General features: G+C 39.3%; 22 protein-coding genes (1 of these 22 only partly in view). 17 read left to right on the top strand and 5 right to left on the bottom strand.

Features of this window, described 5'->3' with window-relative positions; genetic code table 11:
• Nucleotides 1–5 precede the first annotated feature (5 nt).
• The 11 genes from BWD121_RS06070 (at nucleotide 6) to BWD121_RS06020 (ending at nucleotide 12070) form a co-directional block, all read left to right on the top strand.
• Entirely contained in the window at nucleotides 6–1844 is a 1839-nt protein-coding gene (locus BWD121_RS06070; RefSeq protein ID WP_078664088.1) for a portal protein, read from the top strand.
• A 503-nt stretch (nucleotides 1845–2347) separates the two neighbouring features.
• Nucleotides 2348–3211: a hypothetical protein gene (locus BWD121_RS06065; RefSeq protein ID WP_078663770.1), complete on the top strand. Its 864-nt coding sequence runs from the start codon at nucleotides 2348–2350 to the stop codon at nucleotides 3209–3211.
• Between the two features lie 150 nt (nucleotides 3212–3361).
• Nucleotides 3362–4480: a N4-gp56 family major capsid protein gene (locus tag BWD121_RS06060; protein ID WP_078663769.1), complete on the top strand. Its 1119-nt coding sequence runs from the start codon at nucleotides 3362–3364 to the stop codon at nucleotides 4478–4480.
• A 242-nt stretch (nucleotides 4481–4722) separates the two neighbouring features.
• On the top strand, nucleotides 4723–5436 hold the full coding sequence (locus BWD121_RS06055; protein ID WP_078664087.1) for a hypothetical protein: 714 nt from the start codon (nucleotides 4723–4725) through the stop codon (nucleotides 5434–5436).
• Nucleotides 5437–5538: 102 nt separating this feature from the next.
• Nucleotides 5539–7002, top strand: a complete 1464-nt coding sequence (locus BWD121_RS06050) for a hypothetical protein (protein ID WP_078663768.1) — start codon at nucleotides 5539–5541, stop codon at nucleotides 7000–7002.
• 267 nt (nucleotides 7003–7269) lie between these two features.
• Nucleotides 7270–7728 carry a hypothetical protein gene (locus BWD121_RS06045; protein WP_078664086.1) on the top strand — a complete coding sequence of 153 codons (459 nt, stop codon included), beginning with the start codon at nucleotides 7270–7272 and terminating at the stop codon, nucleotides 7726–7728.
• Nucleotides 7725–8849, top strand: coding sequence for a tail fiber domain-containing protein (locus BWD121_RS06040; RefSeq protein WP_078663767.1), 1125 nt, complete (start codon nucleotides 7725–7727; stop codon nucleotides 8847–8849). The genes BWD121_RS06045 and BWD121_RS06040 overlap by 4 nt, the downstream gene beginning before the upstream one ends.
• On the top strand, nucleotides 8846–9829 hold the full coding sequence (locus tag BWD121_RS06035; RefSeq protein WP_078663766.1) for a phage tail protein: 984 nt from the start codon (nucleotides 8846–8848) through the stop codon (nucleotides 9827–9829). The genes BWD121_RS06040 and BWD121_RS06035 overlap by 4 nt, the downstream gene beginning before the upstream one ends.
• A gap of 325 nt (nucleotides 9830–10154) precedes the next feature.
• Nucleotides 10155–10409, top strand: coding sequence for a hypothetical protein (locus BWD121_RS06030; protein ID WP_078663765.1), 255 nt, complete (start codon nucleotides 10155–10157; stop codon nucleotides 10407–10409).
• Nucleotides 10410–10481: 72 nt separating this feature from the next.
• Nucleotides 10482–11144: a lysozyme gene (locus BWD121_RS06025; protein ID WP_078664085.1), complete on the top strand. Its 663-nt coding sequence runs from the start codon at nucleotides 10482–10484 to the stop codon at nucleotides 11142–11144.
• Nucleotides 11145–11623: 479 nt separating this feature from the next.
• On the top strand, nucleotides 11624–12070 hold the full coding sequence (locus BWD121_RS06020) for a hypothetical protein (RefSeq protein ID WP_078663764.1): 447 nt from the start codon (nucleotides 11624–11626) through the stop codon (nucleotides 12068–12070).
• A 488-nt stretch (nucleotides 12071–12558) separates the two neighbouring features.
• On the opposite strand, the gene fdhE is transcribed toward BWD121_RS06020, so the two are convergent.
• Nucleotides 12559–13464 carry a formate dehydrogenase accessory protein FdhE gene (fdhE, locus tag BWD121_RS06010; protein WP_078663762.1) on the bottom strand — a complete coding sequence of 302 codons (906 nt, stop codon included), beginning with the start codon at nucleotides 13462–13464 and terminating at the stop codon, nucleotides 12559–12561.
• 385 nt (nucleotides 13465–13849) lie between these two features.
• On the opposite strand from fdhE, the gene BWD121_RS08255 reads away from it, so the two are divergent.
• The 3 genes from BWD121_RS08255 (at nucleotide 13850) to BWD121_RS05995 (ending at nucleotide 16402) form a co-directional block, all read left to right on the top strand.
• On the top strand, nucleotides 13850–14083 hold the full coding sequence (locus tag BWD121_RS08255; RefSeq protein ID WP_143245259.1) for a hypothetical protein: 234 nt from the start codon (nucleotides 13850–13852) through the stop codon (nucleotides 14081–14083).
• 429 nt (nucleotides 14084–14512) lie between these two features.
• Nucleotides 14513–14839 carry a hypothetical protein gene (locus BWD121_RS06000; RefSeq protein WP_078663760.1) on the top strand — a complete coding sequence of 109 codons (327 nt, stop codon included), beginning with the start codon at nucleotides 14513–14515 and terminating at the stop codon, nucleotides 14837–14839.
• An 858-nt stretch (nucleotides 14840–15697) separates the two neighbouring features.
• A complete protein-coding gene (locus tag BWD121_RS05995; protein ID WP_078663759.1) occupies nucleotides 15698–16402 on the top strand; it encodes a DUF4167 domain-containing protein in 705 nt (234 codons plus the stop codon).
• Between the two features lie 11 nt (nucleotides 16403–16413).
• Here BWD121_RS05995 and BWD121_RS05990 read toward each other — a convergent pair whose 3' ends face one another.
• The 3 genes from BWD121_RS05990 to BWD121_RS05975 form a co-directional block, all read right to left on the bottom strand.
• Nucleotides 16414–16866, bottom strand: coding sequence for a hypothetical protein (locus BWD121_RS05990; protein ID WP_078663758.1), 453 nt, complete (start codon nucleotides 16864–16866; stop codon nucleotides 16414–16416).
• Nucleotides 16867–17596: 730 nt separating this feature from the next.
• A complete protein-coding gene (locus tag BWD121_RS05980; protein ID WP_078664084.1) occupies nucleotides 17597–18616 on the bottom strand; it encodes a sensor histidine kinase in 1020 nt (339 codons plus the stop codon).
• Nucleotides 18617–18636: 20 nt separating this feature from the next.
• Nucleotides 18637–19431 (bottom strand): response regulator, encoded by a 795-nt coding sequence (locus BWD121_RS05975; RefSeq protein ID WP_010704274.1) that lies wholly within the window; start codon nucleotides 19429–19431, stop codon nucleotides 18637–18639.
• 163 nt (nucleotides 19432–19594) lie between these two features.
• Between BWD121_RS05975 and BWD121_RS05970 the strand changes: the two genes are divergently transcribed.
• The 3 genes from BWD121_RS05970 (at nucleotide 19595) to BWD121_RS05955 (ending at nucleotide 22016) form a co-directional block, all read left to right on the top strand.
• Entirely contained in the window at nucleotides 19595–19798 is a 204-nt protein-coding gene (locus tag BWD121_RS05970) for a NepR family anti-sigma factor (RefSeq protein ID WP_078663756.1), read from the top strand.
• A 6-nt stretch (nucleotides 19799–19804) separates the two neighbouring features.
• Complete coding sequence (locus tag BWD121_RS05965; RefSeq protein ID WP_078663755.1) at nucleotides 19805–20359, top strand: RNA polymerase sigma factor; 555 nt, start codon at nucleotides 19805–19807, stop codon at nucleotides 20357–20359.
• Nucleotides 20360–20585: 226 nt separating this feature from the next.
• Nucleotides 20586–22016: a sensor histidine kinase gene (locus BWD121_RS05955; protein ID WP_078664083.1), complete on the top strand. Its 1431-nt coding sequence runs from the start codon at nucleotides 20586–20588 to the stop codon at nucleotides 22014–22016.
• A 281-nt stretch (nucleotides 22017–22297) separates the two neighbouring features.
• Here BWD121_RS05955 and BWD121_RS05950 read toward each other — a convergent pair whose 3' ends face one another.
• Nucleotides 22298–23788, bottom strand: the 3' portion of a protein-coding gene (locus BWD121_RS05950; protein ID WP_078663753.1) for a M23 family metallopeptidase. It continues 528 nt past the right edge of the window; the window shows 1491 of its 2019 coding nt (coding positions 529–2019); its start codon lies off the right edge, out of view; it ends in the stop codon at nucleotides 22298–22300.

Here is a 23788-nt window from a genome sequence, read left to right as displayed (position 1 = left end):
TTTTAATGGACCAACAGACATCTTTAATCGATCCGATCGAGACGATCCAACATCAGGCACTGTTTAAAAAGCTTGTTACCTGGTATCAGGAAGATATTGCGCATGTCGAACAGTGGAGAAAAAACGCTCAAGAAGATTATGATTTTTACAATGGGCGCCAATGGAATGAGCAAGATCTTGCTGTATTGCGAGAACACAATAGACCTGTGATGACTTTTAACCGCATTGCTCCTTTGGTAAATGCTGTGATTGGGGCTGAGCGCAACAATAAACGACAGGTTCAATTTATTCCTCGGCAACCAGGAGCAGCTCTGGCCAATCAGATTTTAACGGGAGCGGCTGAATGGTTTCGTGATGAGGCGGATGGAGAATATGAAGATTCTGACGCTTTTCAAGATGCCATTATTTGTGGAATGGGTTGGACTGATACGCGGCTTGATTATGAAGATGACCCTAATGGAAAACCTGTCATTGCGCGCTTGGATCCTATGAAAATGGTATGGGATGCAAGTGCTGTTAAGCCTAATCTTATTGATGCGCAGCGCCTATGGTATATCGATGAAAAGCCTTTAGAGATTGCGCAAGAAATGTTTCCCGATGTTCATTGGAGTGATCTGCATGCCGATTGGGCACACCACCTTGTTTCAACACGCTCAGGTAGAAGTGGTGCACAAAGTTATGGAGATGCAATCGACGATGAATTTAGCTATCATGAGCGCACAATGGTGACGCTGGCTGAATGTCGGTGGTTTGAACGTGAGGTTTATTATAAAGTTCTCAACTTGGAAACTGGGCAATATATTGATTATTCTGAGGAAGATTTTCAACTTTTGCGCAAAAATAATCCGCATATCCAAGCAACAAGATTGACGAAAAAAGTTGTTAAACGTACGTTTTTAGGTAAAAGATTGCTTGAAGCTCCTGATAAGCCATTGGTGCCATCCAATCAATTGGGGTGGGAGTGTATTACGGGCTATTTTGATAAATTCAGTCGACATTTTTACGGGATTGTAAAGCCTGCAAAAGATCCACAACGGTGGGCTAATAAGTATTTTAGTCAAGTGATGCATTTGCTCAATAGCCAATCCAAAGGTGGGGTTATGGCTGAACGAGATGCTTTTGATGACGATCGCCAAGCTATGGAAAGCTGGGCAAGGGCGGATAGTATTACGTGGCTTAAAAGTGGCGCTTTGGCTGGTGGAAGAATACAGCCAAAACCTGCTGGGCAATTTCCCAATGGCTTTTTCCAGCTTTTTAATGAAGCAAAGGGGGCTATTTCTCAAGTTACAGGATTGTCTGCGGAATTTGTTGGAACACGTGCGGTAAACCAGCCGGGTGTTCTTGAAGAACAACGCCGCCAATCATCGCTTAATTTGTTGGCATCCTTCTTTGATTGTTTGCGACGTTATCGACAGCGACAGGGAAAAATTATTCTTTATCTTATTCAAAATTATCTTTCTGATGGGCGATTGGTGCGCATTGCTGGGGAAGAAAATGCTCAGTATGTTCCGCTGACACGGGAAGTCATTACGAGTTTGGAATATGATATTGTGGTGGATGATGCCCCAACAAGCCCTAATGAAAAAGAGCGCACCTTTGCTGTGATTACACAATTGCTTCCTTTGATGCAAAATTTTGCAACACCAGATATTATGCTCGATTTATTGCGCTATTCACCTTTGCCGGCATCGCTTATTCACAAAATTGCTACAAAAGCTGGGCAGCAGCAGGAGCAATTGCAAAGTGATCAACAAGTTGGAGCGCAAAATGGGAGTGCACAAGAGACAAAGCAAGCGATCCAAGCTCTTTTACATATGGTGCAAAATGCACAACAAACTTCCTAAAGGGTAAGGAATATATCTTCATTGCCCCTTATTTTCTTGGTTGGGGGTGATGGAGTGAAGCTTTGTTGAGAAGAAAGATGTTGCCTTAAAGGGGAGGGGCACATTGGGTGAGGAAGTGTTGTGGCTGAAAGGTGAAGAAGTGTTGTTTTAATGGAGGAAGGAAGGCTGATTGTCTGGGAGAAGCTATTGCTTGGGAGAGGATTTTGCTTGCAGGAGGCTGTGTGGGGAGAGAGCTAGGCACAGTGGATTAAGGACAGTGGATGAGGAGGCGTTGTGGCTGAGGGATGAAGAAGCTATTGCGGCTGGGGGATGAGGAAAAGCGCATGCGGGATTTTCTTGAAAGATAAGTGGAGAGAGTGAAGCGATAGGGGAAGGCAGAGGCATATCTTATTGTCTGAAAAGAAGAATGTTTGAGAAGTAAGCATTGCCTGAGAAGTAAGCGTTGTTTGAGAAGCGAGCATTGTTTGAGAAGTAAGCATTATTGAAGAAAGAAGGTTAGCACAATGGATGAAGAAATATTAACGCCAGAAGAGCAAAACCAACTCGTACAAGATTCTCTTCAAGAAAATGGAGAGGGTGGAGTGATAGGGGAAAACAAAAGCGTACCTTTTGATGAAAATTCTCAAAAGGGTGAAGTTTCTCAAGAAGCACCAGGACTTCAGGGAGATGAATTGCCGCCAGACCCCAATGCAGATTTTATGGGTTATGTACAATGGCTGGGGAAAAAAACTCAAACACAGCAAGATCAGGCACAACCAGGTCAAACACGATTGGATCAGGCGCAATCAGGTCAGGCACAACAGGAATTGGCGCAACAAGAATTGGCGCAGGCGCAAGACAACCAAAACACCTCTGTTCCCTCAGAGGCAGAGAAACTGCGTTCCTTTTTTAATCAATCTGTTGCGACTATTAAGCACAAGCATCATGATTTTGATCAAGCTGCTGATTTTGTTTATGATATGCGCGCAAAACAGCTGGCTTCTTGCGCTTCTCTCTATCCTGAGAGAGCCAATCCCAAAGTTATTGATACATTAATCGGTAATGAGTTGAAGCAAATCTTGCGTGATTGTGCGCAAAACAAGCAAAACCCTGCACAAGTGATCTACTCTATTGCGCAGAATATGGGGTATACAAACAAACAAGGCAACACTGTTAACATTGTTGCTCCTATGCAAAACACTGTTGAGCATGTGCAGGAAAGACAAAATTCTGCACGTACACTTTCTGCTTATAATGGTTTGAATCCAAAAGGACCTATGTCTTTGGAAATGCTCGACAAAATGTCTGAGGCAGAGTTTAGTACTTGGATCGATGATCCCAACAATAAAACTGCTTTTAATCGTTTAATGGGCGATGTGGATCTTTAAAAAGAGAGGTAGAAATCTGCCAAAAAACACAACGCATCATTAAGTGACCGCTGTTCTGGTTATCAGTCATCTGATTATCAGATAGGAGGGAACACTCGGCAACCGGCTTTTAGCCGGATTTTTAATCAAGACTATATATAAGAGGAAATAATGGCTGTAACTAGTATCGACGTCAATAACGCATTGACTGTAAAAGCATGGTCCAAATTACTTAATGGGGAAATTTCAAAGGCGACTTCTATCGCTCCATTAATTGGGAGAGATTCCAATAGCATCATACAGTTGAAAGATGAGACCACTAAAGCAAACGGAGATTCCATTACCTTTGGTTTGCGTATGCATTTGCGTGGTGAAGGTGTTAGTGAAGGGGAGGAACTTGAAGGCAAAGAAGAGGCCTTGAAATTTACCAACGATCGCTTGGTTATTAATGAACTTTCTCATGCTGTGCGTGTTAGAAATGAAGGAACAATCGATCAGCAACGTGTTTTATATAATTTGCGTGCAGAAGCTAAAAATGCTTTGGTTGATTGGTATGCTGATCGTTTAAGCATGATGTTCTTCATTCAGGTGTGTGGGTATTCGGCAGAAAAGATAGACTTTGAAGGACAAGAGTTTAAGCTAAAACCTGTCCATTATGGGTTTAACAAGCCAACGGCTCCAACAAGTAAACGCATCATACGTCCTAATGGGAAAGAGAAAGATGAGGATCTGGAAGAAGAGGATGTATTTGATCTGAAATTGATCGATCAAGCAGTGGAGCGTGCTAAGCTTGCTATGCCAAAAATTAGACCGGTGCGTGTTGATGGAGAAAGTGTTTATGTGATGTATCTTCACCCAACACAAGTAACACAATTGCGTACCAATACAGAGCCTGGTCAGTGGCTTGATATTACCAAAGCGATCTATAGTGGAAGTCGCATGAAGAACCCTATCTATAATGGGTCACTTGGTATGTATAATGGGGTTATTTTGCGTGAAGCTGCACATGTGACTGAAGGTGTGGAGACAGTTTTAAATAATAATTATGTTAAGAATACACGCCGTGCTGTTTTGCTTGGGGCACAAAGTGCTGTTATCGCTTTTGGTAAAGACCGTGGGGCTACACGCTATAAATTGGTGGAAGAGCTCTTTGACTATGAACGTGAGTTTGGTGTGGCTGCCAAAACGATTATTGGGATGAAAAAACCTGTATTTCAGTTGCCAGGAAGCTCTCAAGGAAAACAGGATTTTGGGACGATTGTTATCTCAACTTATTCAGAACCTGTTTGATGGTTTTAAGGTTAGCTTAGTGCTTTAACTTAAAGCTTGGGGTGCGTCTTTAAAGTGGCCTTATGGGGCTGGTTTTACACCTATTTGAAAGGTGAAGGCGCACCTATTGAGAGGCTTTTTGAAGTGAGGGCGCGCTTATACACCTATTTGGGTACTTTTAAGGGCGTTTTTGACATGTTCTTTCCCAGCAGAGCATTTTGTTGGGGGAGAAGATAACACGTATAAAGAGATTGTTTATGCCAATGACTATTCCAGCTGTCGATACTCATCCTTTTGATTTCAAATCAGGTTGTGCAACAACTTTTTCTCGCATGGTTGAGCTTATTCAAGATGAGATTGATGATACAACGGGTGAATATTGTGTTCAAATTTATGATTCCATTTGTGCTGCTTTGCGCATATGTGAACGGGAGCCTTTTTTCTTTAATGAACACAAAGAGGTGACTTTCAAAACACAAAGTGGGCAAACGTGGTATGGGCACAAAGACGATGTTTCGATTAAGACGGTGGAGAGCTTAATTAAGACAGTAGGGGCTCTTGAAGGTGTGTTTTTAGAACATGGTGGTGCAACACGAACACAACTTATCTATAAAACTGCTAAGATGTTGCAAAAAGATTATGGGTCCAACCCACCGCAGGGGATACCTGTTTTTTATACTTATTGTCAGCGCAAAATAGGTCTCTTCCCGACGCCTGAAACTGTTGGAACAGTTCGTCTTTCCTATAGTTCTTTGCGTTTTGTTGAAGGGGATATGGAGGGGGAAGATCATCCTTGGCTTGTTCATGCCTTTGATTTCATTAAAGCGCGGGCAAAATATGAACTTTACAAAAATATTCTCAAAGATCCTGAATGTGCTGCTGTTTCTTTGGGCGATTTTCAAGAACAGCTTCAGATCTTGCGTTATGAAACATCGCGTCGAAAGGGTTGCTCACAAATTGTGCCAACAGGATTTTAGGTCCTTGGTTTAAGTACTTGGTTTTAAGTGCTTGGCAAGAGTTTTGATGACTGTGGGGTTAGGGATTGTGGGTTTTAGATGATTGGGTTTATGGGGTTTTAAATGGCTTTTTTTTCAGTTGCTGAATATAGACCTGATATTGCTGATATTAATGGTCTTTTTACTGATGAGCTCATCAATGTGTTACCTGCTGATGGGTCTTATATTCCTATGCCAAGCTTTAGCCCTTTGTCTCAGTCTTGTCCTGATACAATTTTAGGCGCTATTGCTGTGAGGACAAAAAATGGTGTGTCTATTATTATTGGGACGGAACAAAAAATCTACCTTCTCGATAATACAAGCATGCAGTGGAAAGATATTAGCCAAAAGGGCAAGAGTTATTTTGCTAATGTCGATGCGCCTTGGTCATTTGCTTTGTTTGGTGATTATGTCATTGCTGTTAATGCCAATGATAAACCACAGGTCATTGATATTGATCATGATGAAACTTTTAGAGATTTAGGGGGTAACCCGCCACAAGCTGGGATCGTTCGTGTTTGGGGTGATTTTGTTTGTTTGATGAAATTAACTGAACACCCCCGACGTGTGCATTGGTCTGGGTTAAATGATGCAGAATTTTGGACTGTAGGTAAAAAAAGTTGCGATTATCAAGATTTTCCTGATGGTGGATATGTGCAAGGGGCAACAGAGACGACTAATCCACTAATCTTTATGCGCTCGGCTATTTATGCTGGGTCCTTTATTCCTGGATCCAAGATTATCTTTAGTTTTCAAAAAATCCACGATAAACGAGGTGCAAAGACTTCTGAATCGATTGTGTGTCGGGGTGATCTTGCTTTCTTTATTGATGAGGGTGGATTTTACCAAATTACTATTGATGGACACATTACACCCATTGGCTTTGAAAAAGTCGATCGGACTATGATTACAAGAATCAATCAAAGTAGTCTGCCTATTTTGTGGTCTGCGATTGATGGTGTTTATACGCGTGTTTATTGGATGATTGATCTTGATGAGAACACGCAAGAACGCACCTTGCTGATTTATGATTGGGGCCTGCAAAAGTGGTCTGTGGCGACTGTTAATATTGCAATGATTTTGCCTATTTTCTCTGCTGGGTACAGTTTGGAAGGGCTTGATCGGGTTTCTTGTAGTTTGGATGATTTGCCATTTTCTCTTGATAGTAAAGTTTGGCAAAATGAAGCGCCTGTCCTTGGTGCGTTTGATCAACAGGGGAGACTTGGGTCATTTTCTGGTGAACCAATGGCATGTGTGGTGACATCGCAAGAAATGGGACAAACAAATGGCATAATGACTCGTGTCAGCAATATTGTGCCCCAGGTTAATAGCACAGAATTTTATGTATCTGTGGGGATGCGTTTGCGCCAGTCGATCGAGGAAAAAATTATTTGGTTTCCAGAACGGCAGCCTTCTTCTCATACAGGTCAAGTTCGTTGTCGCGTAAGGGCGCGGTTTTATCGCTTCAAGCTACGGATTCCTAAAGGGGCTAACTGGTCACATATAACCGGATTTGATGTGGCGTTAAAATCTGCTGGTTTGCGGTGAGCTGTTAAACAAGAGTGTGGGTGCGCCAGGCAAGTAAGGGGCTGACGGGTAGGAGAGCAAGAGGCTAAGAGGCTAGTGAGCGGGAAAAAGCCAAAGGGCTAGTGAATAGTCTAGACAGGGGGCAAGGTAACCAGCTGGATGGGTAGAAGAAGGTGCAGGAGCGGATGGATGGGCAGAAGATGTTGGAGGAAAGTGCAACAAATGGTGAAGGCAGTTGGACGAAAAGATGCTGAGATTGACTGCCAAAAGGGTGAAGAAGCTCAAAATATAACTGCGCAACGAGACAGTCAAAATTTGTATTCTATTCATCTTACAAATCAATGGCCGTGGGAAAAAATAGCTCTTTATCAAGAGGCTATTAATGCGGCGATGCAAACATATGCCAAGCGGTTTCCCGATGATGTGTGTTTGGACACTATTGCAAAAGAAATTGCTGGTGGGCAAGCACAATTATGGTTGATCTTAAAAAATGAAACTCAATTTAGTGCTTTCGTGATCACTAAAATTGAAATAACGCACACTGGGAAAAAACGCGTTGTCATTTTAGACCTGGCTGGAGAGGGCGGGCTGAAGTTGGTCAAATTGATTGATCAGATTGAAAAATGGGCTCGAATAATTCACGCTGATGAAATGCTGACTATGGGAAGGTTTGGATGGTCTAAAATGCTTGGCCAACATGGACATGCTATCAATCTTATTCACTATAGAAAGGTTCTCACCCCATGAGTAGACGAAAAACTCCTCAAGTTCAGACAACAACACAAACAAATGCTCCACCAGTATGGTCACAAGGTATTTTGCAACAAGCAAGCTCTGATGCACTTGATTTGTATAATCAAGGTATTGGAGGAAATGTTTATGAAGGTGACCGCCATGCTGGTTTGAGTGATGCAACGCTCAATGCTATCCAGGGGTTGGGAAATGCTGCCAACCAGTTTAATAATCCAATGATTAATCAGTTGTTGAATAGCCCTACTCAAAGCCAGCAAAATCTTAGCACTATGGCAAGTGGTGGTTGGATTGGAAACAATAGCAAATTTAATGATGCGCTAGACAATGCACTTTCTAAAACTTCTGATGCTGTTAATCAGTCTATGGCGGGGGCAGGGCGCTATGGCTCTGGGGCGCATACCGGTGTGTTAACTGATGAGTTAGGGGCATTGGCAACAAGTGCAGCAGCACAACAATATAATCAAGATGTATTGAATATGATGAATGCCAATCAGATGATTGATAAGGCTACGCACAATCAGATTAATGCTGCAAACAACTTCTATCAAGGACAAAGTAATGCTCAAAGCAATGCTTTAAAGGGTGGTATGGTGCAAGATGCCAATAACCAGCATGCTTTGGATGTTGAGCGTGAAAAATGGATGGAGCAAGACAATCAAGCGTGGAATCGATTAGAGCAGTTGCTTAAAGTGGGCACAACAGCAGCTGGAAATTATGGTACTCAGACAGGACAGAGTGTGATAGTACCTTCAGTCACCAAAGATCCTTTACGTGATGCACAGCAAGTGCTTGGATTAATTGGTGGCATTATGGGCCTTTCTGATGCCAGGGTTAAAGACAATATCGTGGCTGTGGGGGAGAAAAATGGCTACCCGCTTTATGAATTTAATTATAAAGGAGATCCTCAGCGTTATCGCGGGGTGATTGCGCAAGATCTGATGCATTTAAAGCCTGATGCTGTTCATATGGATGACAAAACACAGTTGTTGTATGTCGATTATGATAAAATTGGCTTTAAGATGGAAAAAGTTACAGTGTCTGAAGATAGATGCTCTTCTTTTTCATCTCCCCTCTTTTCTGGTGTTGATTTGGTGCAAGAAGGACAGGCGCTATGAGTTCGATTTATGATTGGTCGCTGGTTGCGCACGAAAATGCACGTGCTGATGAGGCCATTAACTGGGCAGAAGGACAACCACCAAGCTCAGTCAATGATAGTGCGCGTGCAATGATGCAACGCATTAGAGAATATTTAACGGATAATGGCGGGACAATTGAGGCAAAATTTACCACAGAAGAAGATGGAAACAAAACATCTATTCATTTGGTTACCAAGTCTCCTATTGAGGATTATAAGAACGATATTATTGTTCGCTTTAAGGCGCAAGGGGGTAATACTCAAACAACAAGTGTTGCGTTAAATCAATTGCCTGCTCAGCCTGTTTATAAGGTAACACCAAATGGATTGGTGCCTTTAAGTGGTGGAGAGATTCGAAAGAATGGTCTTTATGAACTTGTGTATCAATGTGGTATTGATGGAGAAGATAAAGATGGCTGGTATTTAACCAATCCCACACCTGCGGCTGCTCCAAAACCAGTCAGTAGTTTTCCGTCAGGTTTCATTGCGACTTTTGCCATGGAAAAAATTCCTGAAGGATGGCTTTTATGTGATGGTAAAGATTATTCGCGCAAGGATTATGCAAGTCTTTTTGCAGCTATTGGTGAAACATGGGGCAGCGGTGATGAACAAACGACGTTCAATGTACCTGATTTACGTGGAATGTTTTTGCGTGGGCTTGATAGTCAAAGAGGGGTTGATAAGAACCGCGTTTTAGGAAGCAGACAAAATGATGCCATTAAATCTCATACGCATACAGGAACAATCGATAGTGCGGGTGAGCATAAGCATGAATTTGTAGAACAGATTTTCACGGTGGATGCGGCTAGAGGAAGTGCTTTGCCCAGATATCATAGTTATGAGAAGCGGGTTTTGACAAAGCCTGCGGGTATTCACACGCACACATTTACAATCAATAAAACAGGTGGTCCAGAAGTACGCCCTGTCAATGTTGCAGTTGTTTATGCCATTAAGGTATGAGAGTTGAATAAAGGTATGAGAGCTTAAATATATTGCAAATATGTGAAGATTCTTCACCATACACTATTTGCGTTAAGATATTAAGCCGTACAGCAAATTGGTGGATAATACCTCATTGATAAAATGACAGGCTTGTGTTTTGAAGGCTTCTTTTCCTTTTTTTGCAAAAGGGGAGAGGTGTGTGTTTTGGTGTGGTTTTAAGCTTGAACTAGCGTGTGGTTTGTTTGAACGGTTGGGTTGAGGGGTTTTTAGTTTGTGAGGCATTTAAGCATTTGCCAAAAGCAAAAGAGTTATTTTTTAGCCCTAAAAGGAATGAGAGAACGAAATGGCACTTTTTCCATTTTCTATCGCTGATATTGATGATCCTGAACATATTCGCTTGGTTCTTTATGCAAGCGGAAGAATGGGACATGCTCCTTTAAATGCTCTCTTTAAAAATATGCAGCAAGAAATGAAGCGCGAAGATAAAAGGAATACTCAAGTTACTACACAGTTGTTGCAGCGTGTTTCTGCTTTAGAAGAACAATTGGCAACAATTCTCCAGGACAATGGAAGCAGAGGCACTGAAAGCAAGGCATAAGGCAATGTATGTTTGGCCAACAATGTAGGGTAGTGAGCATTGATGCCTGGGGGAAATTTAAGGATTAAAAAAATGCGGACAATATCAGAAGAAGGGTTGGCGTTGATTAAAAAGTGGGAGGGTTTGCGTTTGGAAGCCTACCGAGATGCCGTGGATGTATGGACAATTGGTTATGGACACACAACCAAAGCGGGTGCGCCCATCGTACAAAAGGGTATGAAGATCACAAAAGATGAAGCAGAAGCCATTTTGCGAAAAGATTTAGCACAATTTGAACAAACGGTTGAACAGGTGGTTTCTCAACCTTTAACTGATGAGCAATTCGCAGCTCTTGTGTCCTTTTGCTATAATGTGGGAACAAGTGCTTTTTGTAACTCTACACTTTTAAAGAAACTCAATAAAGGTGATTATGAAGCTGTACCGGCTGAATTGCAAAAATGGACAAAATCAGAAGGGCAACGCTTGCAAGGTCTTGTGCACCGACGTGCTGCTGAAGCGGGGTTGTGGGCTAAAGGGGCTTATGTTTGTTCCAATTATCAAGCGGTGGAGGTTACAGGCGGTGTTTCTATTTTGACAGCAGAATTTTTAGCGCCAGTCATTGGGGCTTTCTCAGGTTTAACGGGGCTTTTTACTGGGTATGGGCCTGTGCAATGGGCTTTAGCCGCCATTATGATTATCGCGATGATGGTAGGTGTTTTCGTGTATCTTTTTCGAATGAAGGAAGAACAACTGTGATCTTGTTATCGCGTTAGAGCTTAGCTGTTGCTTGCGATAGATTTGGTTTAGATGGATGAGGTGATATGATGTTTAAGACAGGCTATCTTTGATTTTTATAGGGTTTTAAGGATATGCACCAATATCTTTAGTGGTGTTTTTATATATTCTTTATGTATATTTACCATTTTAAAAAGAAAGTAGGGCCTACAAGAAGATGGGGAGTGCACGCTTGTTTTATTAAAGATTGAATAAACAAGGTTGAGAATACTTAAAAGAGCTACAGAATAATTTAAAGCTTTATCTTCTTTTGATTATGACTTCTTGATGACGAAAAGGGTGGTGACTTTATAGAACGAGTGATTGCTTTTTTGTGCAAGACAATTCATAATGCTATTAATTGTTCATGGTATGGATCGTTATGCTCGTCGCACTATTTGCTGTTCAAAAATTGCCATGATCGATTAAAATTGCCATAATTGGTTAAAGGCAAACAGTTTATGGACAAAAAAATCCACACAAGGTTAAGATATTATCGTAGAAAAGCATATCGTAAGATTACTGTTGTTCTCTTTACGTTTTTTTTGTGTGTGTTGATTTTTTATTTTGTAGTTCAAAAAATTGCGGATCACTTTTTTTTCACAAAACAGATTCCACAACATGTGCCTGTTAGGCTCGTTATTCCAGAATTTGATTTGTACATTTATTGTAAAGAAATTGCTGCTTCGGTTCTGCCTGATATGAGGGGTGAGGTTTATTCACGCTGCTTGCGCTCAGAGAGTGAAGCCTATTTTACAGTTCGCGAAATGTGGGAAGAGGTTTCTGATAGCTCAAAGGAAAAATGTATCAGAATGATCAGACCGGGGGATGGAAATTATTTTCTCTTACGGGATTGTTTAATCAATGAACAAGATGAAAATAGTAATAAAATGCGCAATCATTTTTAGATTATTTAATGAAGAATTGAGAACAAATAAAATACGATGAAAGGCAGATATGTAAGCCAACAGGAATATTGTTCAATTTAATTTTAAGCTGCTTAATTTTAAGCGGTAAACATAGTGAGTGAGAGTGGTTAGTTTTTTAATAATGCTGTAAGTGAATGCTTATTTAAAAGAATATTGGTTCAGTAAAAAGGCTGGTTTGAAGCATAAAATTATAGGCTTGTCTTTTGCTTGTTTTTTAAAAATAATTATTGGGCTTTTTGTTTTAGGAAGTGCAGTGGTACGTGGACCATTTCTTTATAAGGTAGTGCGTTTGTTTTTGGACAAAAATCTTTTTAAAAGATGCCAGATATTTTGATTTCTTTAATTTTTGATGGCTGTAATAGTGCAGCGACTATGAAGTGATTCAAGGTGAACACTTTCTATTGATGCAAATGAGGTGGTTGAGAAAAGGGGAACACTTAACCGTTTGTGCTTTAGTTTTGAAAGGGTTAGAGTTCTTCTGCTTCAAATGAGGGTGAATTTTCAAGAAAAAATCTGGGATGAGTTTGCTCATTATCATGAGCACAAACATTGAGAGATGAATTGTCGTGTTGATTGAACTGACTGTAGTCATGTTCATGTTTACACACTTCACATGTTTCAATGAGGATGTTGTCTAGTAGAATGTTTTTTAAATCTTTTTCAAAATTGTGGTGAAATGTGCTGTGTGCTGCGTTACAAACAGTGCATTGAAAATGTGCAGAGCGCCATAATGTGCTACAATAAAAGCAAGAACAAAGCCGTTGTTTTTCTTCCTCTTTCCAATCACCCACGATGTTGGCTAGGTATGTACCTGCACAGGCTGGGCAAAGATTATTTTTTTGTGGTGTCAATGTTTGAGGATCAAGCTGTGAAGAGGTGAGGCAATAAATAATTTGCAAAGCACCGGTGATGAAAATATGCTCTGCTAAATGTTGGTGGGAAAGCGGATGATTTAACAGATTATGCCCCCACAAACGCCATTGGTCTTGCTGCTGTTGTGCTTTATTGAAAGCTTCTTGATATTTCACAGGTAGTGCGCTGGTTGAAATATAATTTAAAAAATTATGCACAACGCTATCATAAAATCCTAAGCTCAATATTTTTGATCGATCAAAAGGAGGGGTAGACACCATCGTAAAACGGCTAAGTGCTGTGGAAAAATCTTTCAATGTGTTTGTTAATTGTTGCTGTGCATTGCAAAAATGAGCCCAAAATAAGAGATCTTCTTTATTGGGGCTGGTTGTGGCTAAATGCATGAAACGATGTGCGCGCTTTTCGAACAAAGTCTCCCTGTCAGGTAGTTTGACCCAAGGGGAGGGGTGAACAGCATTACTCTCGTTCTTCTTTTCTAAAAGAGTATTGCGTTGTAGCATGATAATTATTCCCCTTGTTTATTTAATCCTTATACTTTTCTTTTTTCATCATTTAAGTGTGTTTTTATAAGTGCGTTTTTTAATACTCTAGAATTTATATTAAGAAACCACTACTGATTTTCAGTGTGCGTCATGATTTTATTGGGTACTAGGTCTTATTATGAATCACTGGCGAAACTGCATTATATAGTGATCACATTTATAACACAATTAAAGAGTCTCATTAAAAATTTTAATTTGTAAGGGAAGTATTACTTAAGTAACGTTATTAGTTATCTGATTCATACATAACAAGTTATTGAAGATTTAACGCACAAGTAAATTAGCAGCTATTGATCACCCTAAAAATGTAAAAAAGCTGGTGGTTTCTATCTTAAGAGTATTGGTGGATTATGGTCTAATCAACCGCCACCACATATCAACTTATGGGATCCGTGTACGTGAACCTATAGGACTGATGTGCATAAAAATGCCTACTGGCTTTTCAGGCTTTAGTTATGTTGCAACAACAACTTCTCAAAAATTCGCGATAAGTTGGATTAATGGTAACCTTAATTATAATGGTTATATTAATCCTATAAAACTACCCCTCATTTTATTGATGTTAATGCATCATTAGAGGGATATTTCCCATATCTAAAGGAGCGAGAGGTAATTGCATTGGTGTTATATTCATTGGAATCAAATTATTGGATGGGGAAGAGTAAGAAACGGGAATATTGATTTATTTGTTTCCAATCTAGATACAATGAGTGATTATGTGCAAGTTTTTCATCATCAAGTGTACAACCACAATGAGCTGGTTTTTCTGATGAGCACTGAGTTTTGGAAGAATGCCCATGGATTGAATTTGCTAGTTGCATATTGAGGTTGTTTTGTTTTCTTATTAAATCAGTGCAAGAATTTTGAGAAGAATTATTGTGGAAAGTTCAATGTTCTATACTTGGAGTAGTAGTTTCTATTCTTGATTAAAGATAAATATTATCAATATAGTTCTTGCATAAATAATAAAAACAAATTTATTTTATTGTATAGAAAGAAAATTATTATGAAAATTAAACAGAAAATACTTCTGTTTTTGAGTATGTTTGTTTTAATGGTAGGAACAGCTTTCGCTGGATCGTATAGAGAATATGCAGAAACGGGCTTTATAAAATTAGTTACTACTACTGATGAAGGGTTCTGTGGGTTATTATTCACATCCTCATTATCTCCATATACACAACAATCAGGGGATTGGCGGTGTGATACACCAGGTGGAAAAAACATGCTGGATTTTGCTACGACAGCACTCATTCAGGAAAGACGAATAATAGTCGTTTTTAGGGATAATGGAGAAAAAGGACAACAGGTATTAGCCATTAGTTTACAATAATATAACAAAGTTATAATTTGAGAGAGTGCTCTAAAGAGTTTGAGTGGCGGAAGGTTTCCCATTTTTTATTCAGTTAGGTGGAGATAGGGAATTCATAGCGGGCGGCGTGTACTGAAGAATGAAGAAAGACACTGCTTAACTTTGTATCAAAATCAAAAAAACAATTTAAAAAACGCCAATGAGCAGTGAAAATAGAAAGTGAGAAATGTTCTTTTTCTTTATTTGATTAATTTTTGATATTCTTGATTATGCTTGTAATTGTAAGGGTGTTACAACCCATGATATGATGTGTGAAAATTGATACAAGTCTTAATATGCTTAAAGCGCAACCTGTATATCATTCGTTACAGAAGGGTTCTTGATACATTGTGGTTAAGGGCGATCCACTTGTTTTTTGGCTTTGTTTTCTCATCTTTTGTTCTTATTTGCTAGATTGCAAGGAGTAGGAGTACAGCATTTGCTTGCCCTTAAGGGAAGTGTTGATAATAGAAAAATTAGAAAAATATCAGAAAAAACTATGCTTGTTTTTACTCTTTTTCCACAAGATTGATCACTTTTTTAAAGAAATATGGTTTTTTTTAAAAAAAAGACTTGGAATTTTATAAGAACATCGTTACGTTTCTGCTTATTAGCAGATAAATTGGGAATTATGCTGAGATATTCCCTGCTGTGTTGGGTGATTTTCAAAAAATATGTGCTTTTGATATGATATCAATTCAATATCATTTAAGTTAAATAAAACGGGGATAGTCTCATAACCGTATTTTAAACATGATCAGCATTATTAAAGAAATAATGCGATGAGAAAAATCAATTAACAAATATAATCCAAAAGGAATACATATAAAAGGGATACATATGAGGTCGCAGCAAAATAGACGGGTACGCAATCGTAATAATAATAATCGTCGTGGCCCTAATCCATTGTCCCGTAATTATGAAAGTAATGGACCGGATGTTAAAATTCGTGGTAATGCCCAGCAAATTGCTGATAAATACATAAGTCTTGCACGTGATGCACAAGGTGCTGGTGACCGCGTTATGTCGGAGAATTATCTGCAACATGCTGAACATTATTTGCGTATTATCCTTGCAGCAGTTGGGCATAGCTCTCAACTCGTTCAGTGTGATGAAAATGGTGAGAAGAGCTGCGAAGAAACAGGTGCTGAAAATATTAAAATAGATGATAGCAATGATGAAAGGCCTGTGACGCACACGCAACAACAAAAACACAATGAAAGACGAAAAGGTAGTAAAAGAAATATACGCTCATCTGATACTCCAGAAGCCAAGAGTTCTGAATTAACTGAAACTGTTGAGCAAAAAAAACGAACTGCTGAAGAGGGGGGTGAAGTTGCCAAAAAATCGCGTCGTTTGCCACGTCGGCATACTCAGACTCAAGAGTCCTCTTCTGATGAATTATCTCAAGTGGCAGCACTTTCTGAAAAAAGGAATGAATCTGCAAAAAAAGTTGCTTCCCTTCCTTTATCTGGTGAAGAGGCATCAAAAAAGCCACGTCGACGCAAAACAACATCAACGCGTTCAGTAGGGGAAAAAGGCTAAGTTTGTGTTGATTATTGCACTTGAAAAGGCTTTGTAAGAGTTGTTTCTTGTGTCATTGTCACGGAAAGATTTGAAATGAGAGCACCTGTGCGATAATTATAAATCATAAAATGTGTTTGCCCGTTTGGCATTAAAACTCTTAGTGCGATGTGATGGTCTGAGAGACTTTGCGATATAATCTGCGCTTTTGGTGGCAGTAAGAGTGTATGATGAGCAAAGGGCAGGTTTTCGCTTTGAAAGGCAAGAGGCTTTGTTTGTTTGGAAGCTGTTTCAGGTGTTATAATTTTATAGATTACGCCCGCCAACACAAAAAGAATAAGAATGATTGTAATTGAAATGGATATGATCATTAAACGCATGAGTTTTTTTCTCACCCGTTCTACTGCAGGATCTAAAGGTTTATCTTGGGGTAGGGTGTGTGGTTTTTTATGGTTTTCTTGAAAAGCATGCGTATTATAGGTCATAGTGCATTTTTCCATTGTTCTTTTTAAGCTTAAAGGATTTATGCTTTAAATGATTTTTTTACAATGGATAAGTGTTTTTAAAAAACAAGAAAGAAGTCACAAGGTGTTTGTTTTAAGATCTGTTTTCTCGTTATCGTTGTTATGGAGACTTTGAAGCAGGAAATTGCCTTGGCTTGTGACAGACCAAACAAGAGAGATTTTTTGTTGTGCTGAGTTTATTGGTATGTTTGTACATTGGGCAAAAATTTGCTGCCCGAACGTAAGTTTTTTGATTGATGGTACGATATCTTGTTCACATGTTTGTGTTGTTGGGTAGAATTGCACTATGGAGTCATTGGAATAACAGCTGTTCAAATCATCATTACATGAAACTAGGAGAAGAACAGCAACGATAGGATTCATAAAATACCTTCCAGAGAAAATGTTGATAGCTTCTTTGAGTGATCTTTTGACAAAGGAAATTTGCAGTTTAAACGTTTATAGTATTTAGTTTGTTCCAAAAGGTGCGTGAAGCCAGATTTATTCTGAAAAGAGTGATGGCGTAAATTTGATGGCATAAATTTATTGCCAAGAGATTGGTTATATCGATTTGATTTAAAGAAACTGGTAGTGCAAACTTCAAATTTTTGCTTCAAAAAAGATATAATGGATATTGATGGGCATCCAAGTCATTCATTATATCGGGAATGATGAGGGGGCTTTGTGTATTTCTTTATATTTGAAGTGTTCTTTAAGAAAACGTATCAAGATCAAAATAAGTATCAGGCACAGATAAACAATAAACCACTCCTTCTTCTGTTACTTTTAAAGAGGCTGATCCATTTACGCAAATGGGAACAATTTTTTCTAAAACTGTACTGCCAAAACAGGCTTTATTGTGCTCAGAAAGAGTGGTTCCAGGTTCAAAATTTTCATGCCAGGTGATTAAGAGATTTGCTGGTTTATTGGTATTTACGTGGATTTCACAGTGCACAGATACGCTTCCCCTTTCTTGTGACAGGGCACCAAAAGAGAGTGAATTGACAATTAATTCATGAAAAGCCAAACCAATATGTAAAGCCGCGTTTGGAAAGAGGTAAGGATCAGCACCTTCAATAGAAAATCGCTCTATCTCTTTCACAAGATAACCCAAGGCTTGTGATTGTACCAATTCACGAAATTGTGCTCCACGCCAGTTGGAATCGGTAATAAGGTCTTGAGAATGGGAAAGAGAATGCAGACGTCCTTGGAATTTACGTAAAAAAACTTGAAGCGATTCTGTATAGCGTGCAGTTTGGCTAGCAATGCTTTGAATGATAGCCAAAAGGTTTTTAGAGCGATGACTGACTTCTCGGAGCAAAATTTTCAGCACTTGTTCGCGTCGGCGCAGGCCTGAAATTTCAACACCTGTTGTGATCACGCCGATAATTTCTCCACGATCATTGCGGTCACAATCAATCGAGAATTTATACCAAATTTCTTGTTTTGCCATATCTTCAAATTGCACTTCAATAGTTTGCATTTTGCCAGTGGCTAAGACCTGCAATTTGATCGTTTCCATATTATCGGCAAGATCAGGTGAAAAAAAATCATTATCGCGACAACCCACTCGCCATTTATTGTGCAAATGCTGAGGCAAGTTTTCAGCCCATAAATGAATCAGATTTGTTGTCTGATAGAAAACACAAATATCAGCGCTGCGGATAGCCTGCATAAGGGCACTGAGATGAGATCTGTCCATAGGCAGAGTAGAAACAGGGTTGATGCTCATAATTGAAATATTGCTTTCCATTATGCGGCTTTGGAAGCATTTTCTTGAAAAAATAAAGCCTGCGAAATAAGTGCTTTTACCATATCAGGATTAAAGGGTTTAGTAACCAAAAAAGTTGGTTCAGGGCGTTCTCCTGTCAGTAATCTTTCTGGAAAAGCAGTGATAAAGATCACAGGTATGTGGTCATTTTTCAAGATGTCATTAACCGCATCAATACCCGAACTATTATCTGCCAATTGAATATCAGCTAAAACCATCCGAGGTTTCTTTTGGTGATACATGACAACAGCTTCATCACGGGTGCGTGCAATCCCTACAACTTGATGACCAAGATTTGCCACCATTTGTTCAATGTCCATCGCAATGAGAGGTTCGTCTTCAATAATCATAATTTGTGTAGCTATTTGTGCTGAAATATCGATAGATGCTTGATTGAGAAATTGATGGAATTGTTGTGCATCAATATTCATAATCTCGCTTGCTTCACGCTCATTAAAGCCTTCTACAGCAATTAGCAAAAATGCTTGGCGTGCACGCGGTGTAAGATATGATAATTTTGCGTTTGCTTTTTGTTCAAGACCAAATTGCGGCAATGGCTCAGCGATATTGGGTGTGGTTTGATCAAAAAGGTGGCAAAAAAGCCGATAGGTTCCAATGCGATCGCTTGATGCTTTTGGAAAAATGGAGATATCGGTAATAAGCGCTTCCAACATCGCTGCTACATAAGCATCACCAGACGATTGGCTGCCTGTAACAGATCTTGCAAAACGTCGAAGATAAGGAAGATGTGGGGCAATACGCATTGATAATGACATGATTGATAACTCCTTCTGTCTTTAAAAGCGCTTTTGAAAATTAAAATTCCCAACATACGAAAAAGTTCCTTCCCTCATATGGAACTTTTTAAGCGCAACTATATTTACAACCATGAAGAGAAAAATCTTCTTTGAGTTAATATATGGGTTAAGGGACTGAAAAATGAACGACTGTGGTGAAAAAAATCTCACCGATCCTTCTGCACTTGGCGATAATCTTTTTGGCGTTAACAGCGAGATTGTTCTGAAACTGCGCCAATTTTATATGGGGATTCAGGAAGAAGCTATTCCTGTTCGTTTTCTAGAACTTTTGGAAAAATTGGATCAAGCAGAACGCGCCTCTTTAAACAGCGCAGAAGAGGTTTGATCCTTTATGATGACGGGTGCGAAAAATTTTAAACAAGAATTGCTTTTGATCCTGCCGGCATTGCGCGCTTTTGCTATTTCTTTAAGTGGCAAGCACGATAAGGCAGAAGATCTCGTCCAAGACACTATTGTGAAAGCATGGGCTAAGCAAGACAGTTTTGAAATGGGTACGAATATCAAAGCTTGGCTTTTTACCATTTTGCGTAATGAATTTTACAGTCAGATGCGCAAAAGAGGTAGAGAGGTTCAAGACAGTGATGGCCTTTTGTCTAAAAATGTAGCTGTTCACCCTGCTCAATATGGATCGTTGGATTTGCAAGATTTTAAAAAGGCCTTAGACATGCTTTCTGCTGATCAGAAAGAAGCGATTATTTTAATTGGTGCGTCTGGTTTTTCATATGAAGATGCTGCAGTTATTTGTGACTGTGCTGTGGGGACAATTAAAAGCCGTGTCAGCAGAGCGCGCAATCGTTTGCAAGAACTTCTCAAGGTAGATGGTGAATCCGATTATGGCCCCGATGCTTATTCGGCTGGAAGTACATTGTGCTCATTTAATAGCTAAAGAGCGTCACCATGATGGTTAAAAGCTTTGTTTTTTGTCTTTCCATTACAACTTTTACAGGAAATCACCGTTTGCAAGATCTTCTAAACGATTTAGCCTGCATTTTTAGGAAAAATAAAAAAGGCCTGCATCAGGTATCTGCCAGGGTTTTTATATCAATGATCAAGAAAACCTTTCTCCTATACACTGAAGAATGACGATTGTCAGGTTTATTGATGGAAATTCTATGACAACACAGACGGATTTTCTTCCTCAAATATCTTCTTCTGGTTCAACAATTACACGTTGGCGTTGGGTGGCAATTATCATCTCTCTTTTGATGGCTTTTTTAGCAGCAATTTTTATTATGCTGTTATCCAATGCAGTAGATCGGGAGGTTGCACGGTTGAATACAAGTTCACAATTGCGAGAACAAGCTGATTTGGTATTGATTAATTTGATTGATATGGCGGCAGCGGACCGTCGCTATGAAAGTAGCCACAAGGAAGAAGATAAAACCCACTTTACAAATGCAGCGCGTAATCTTGATGATATTCTTGATTATACTGGTCTTATTGTCTATTCCAAGCCGCAATGGTATGAATGGTTTAGCGCTTTTAAAAAAGAAGTTGAAGCGCGCAAAGCCATTATGATTGCGCATATGGTTTCTCTTGATTCTTTTAGTGATCCATTGGTTAAACCACCATCTTCTCCTGAAATTTCAAAACTTCAAGTTGCACGTTTAGCTCAGTTAATGACAAATTTTATCAATGGGGATAATGCAACGCGGCAAAAACAACGCAAAGACATAGCTATGATGCGTGCTGCCTTAACATTGGCAGCGATTGTTGCTGTTGTTAGCACTTTTGTTTCAGCTTACTTTGTGATCAATCGGTTTCGTCGTGATGTTCGTTATTTAAAAACATATCAATTGTTACTTCATAGCGAAAATGCTGCTCTTGAAGCACGTGTGAAAGAGCGAACACAAGAATTGGAAAAAGCACGCAACCATGCTGAAAAAGAACGCCAGCGTGTTGAAATGCTTCTGCAAGATGCAAGTCACCGCATCGGAAATTCGCTCAGTACAGTGTCTTCTTTGCTTGCTTTGCAATTAAATCGAAGCAAAAATGCAGAAGTACGTTCTGTTCTTGGTGCTGCACGTGATCGTATTCAAACAATCTCCACTGCACACCGACGTTTGCGTTTGTGCGATGATATGGAAACAACTTTAGTGGCCGAGTTTCTAAGTTCAGTTGTTCATGATGTTGAATTGGCAGTGCCCCTTGAATTGCGCGAAAATATCACCATTTATACAGATTTCAAAGAGTGTCAATTATCATCAAGAGATGCTACAACACTTGGGATTATTCTTGGTGAATTGCTGACAAATGCTTTAAAACATGCTTTCCCCGATCAACGGTGTGGGAATATTTATGTTTCTTTTATCCCTCAGGATAATGATCAAATGATCCTGATCGTTGAAGATGATGGGGTGGGCATCAATAGCCAAAATTTAGAGGAAAAAGCAGGCCTTGGCCATTTGGTTATCGAACAACTTTGTATGCAGTTTGGTGAAAAACCATTGTTTGAAACATCTGATTTAGGTGGAACAAAGGTAATCATTCCTTTGCCAAAACTGAAAACGCGTAGCGCAAATGATTCATCATCTATCTCTTAAAGGTGCTATTAAAAGAGTTCTCTTCTCTCCTTTATGTTACTTTATTTTATTTGGTTGTTTCTTGTGTAAGGGAAAGCCAAGCGTTGCTTTTTGTGGGTTTTAAAGTATTTCCCTTTATGCGGTTTAAGCGCTTTTTTATATAAGCTGGTTTTCTCCATATGCTTTTAAAGTGCTCCTTTTAAGCATTCTATTTATATAAGCCTTTTATTCTGTTTGTTATTTTTAAAAATTGAAAAAATGTGTTTAAGCATTTTTCTGATTATTAAAATCTGAAGTCTGATTTAAGAATCATTGATTGATTTTGTGGGGCTGTTGATTAAAGAATCAATATTACGTTTTTCTCGCAAGAATATTTGCAGATCTTGATTGAGTAATTCTTTACTGTTGGGTATGCGGATACGCATGGGGTCAACTTTTGTGCCATTAACAATAATTTCAAAATGGCAATGAGGCCCTGTTGCAAGCCCAGTTGATCCAACGTACCCAATCACTTGCCCTTGCCGTACTTTCATTCCTTGCTTAAGGCCTGGTGCGTGATTATTTTGATGGGAATAACTACTCGCATAACCATTGGCATGTTGAATAACTACATGATTTCCATAACCACTGGTTACACCCACTTTGGTTACAACACCATCACCAACGGCAATGATGGGTGATCCTTTTGGTGCGATCCAATCAACCCCAGTATGCATGCGCACATAGCCTAAAATAGGGTGTTTGCGTGGCCCAAAAGGTGAGCCGAAAGTGCCATTTGGAGTAGGTTTGCGGAGCAGAAAAGGCTTTGAACTTTTTCCTTCTGAATCATAATAATCAACGCTGCCGTCTTTAGATTGATAACGATAATATTTATAGGTTACATTACCGAAAGTGGCACTGATATAGCGAATTTCGGGATCTACATTATTAATGGGAACTTCTTGATTAATGGGGGGGGCTTGAGTGTTTTGGCTCTGTTGCGCATTTTGTGTGCTTTTTTTGTCTTTTTCATTGCTGTTTTCTTTGGGCACAGCATAAAATATTTCAAGCTGATCGGTTGGTGTGATGCGGCTTTTCATGTCAATATTGGTTGCGAGCAGACGAATAAGGCGCTGTGAAACAGAAGGTGACATATTATGGCTAAGAATAGCACGATAGATGGCATCATAAACTGTCGGCAATCGCCCAACGTTAATTGCAGAATGAGACAGACCATTTTGAAACGCAGTTTGAAGAATAGGAGACATTTCTGGTTCTATGCTTTCAACAAATTGATTATCATCATTTAAAGCAACTGTAAGAACATGATACTTTTTGCGATAAATACTTGCCCGCACAATATGATCTTCTTCACCATGTTGCGTGACAATTCCAAGGCGTAAGAGACTTTCTTCTTTAAGGAAATCTGAATGGTTTAATGTGGCTAAAGCTTGCGCAACTTGTTCAATTTGTTCTGTGTTATAATCAGATTCAAATTCTTGAAGTATTTTCAATATTGTTTGTTTTTTATGAACGGGGATGATGTCTTCAACATAATTTTTTGTAAGGTCGATTCGGTTTTTTTGAGGCGAAATAGTAAGATTTTCTTGAGTAATACGCACTTCAGGATTATCTGATAATTTAAGGGTAGATAATAAGTTATCTGTCTTTAAAAGCTCCCCCAATGTGAGAATTGAAAGAAATTCATTTTTTGTGTCCACTACTAATCCAGCGTTTTGTATTTCTTGTTGCGCTTTATCATCAGTAAACGTATCTGTACCATCAAAATTAATCTCATTAACAATGAAATTACG

It is taken from the genome of Bartonella sp. WD12.1 (assembly GCF_002022415.1).
In the GTDB taxonomy this organism is placed as follows: Bacteria; Pseudomonadota; Alphaproteobacteria; order Rhizobiales; family Rhizobiaceae; genus Bartonella.
Note: the sequence above shows the minus strand (reverse complement) of the source record. Positions and strands in the feature narration are given on the sequence as shown.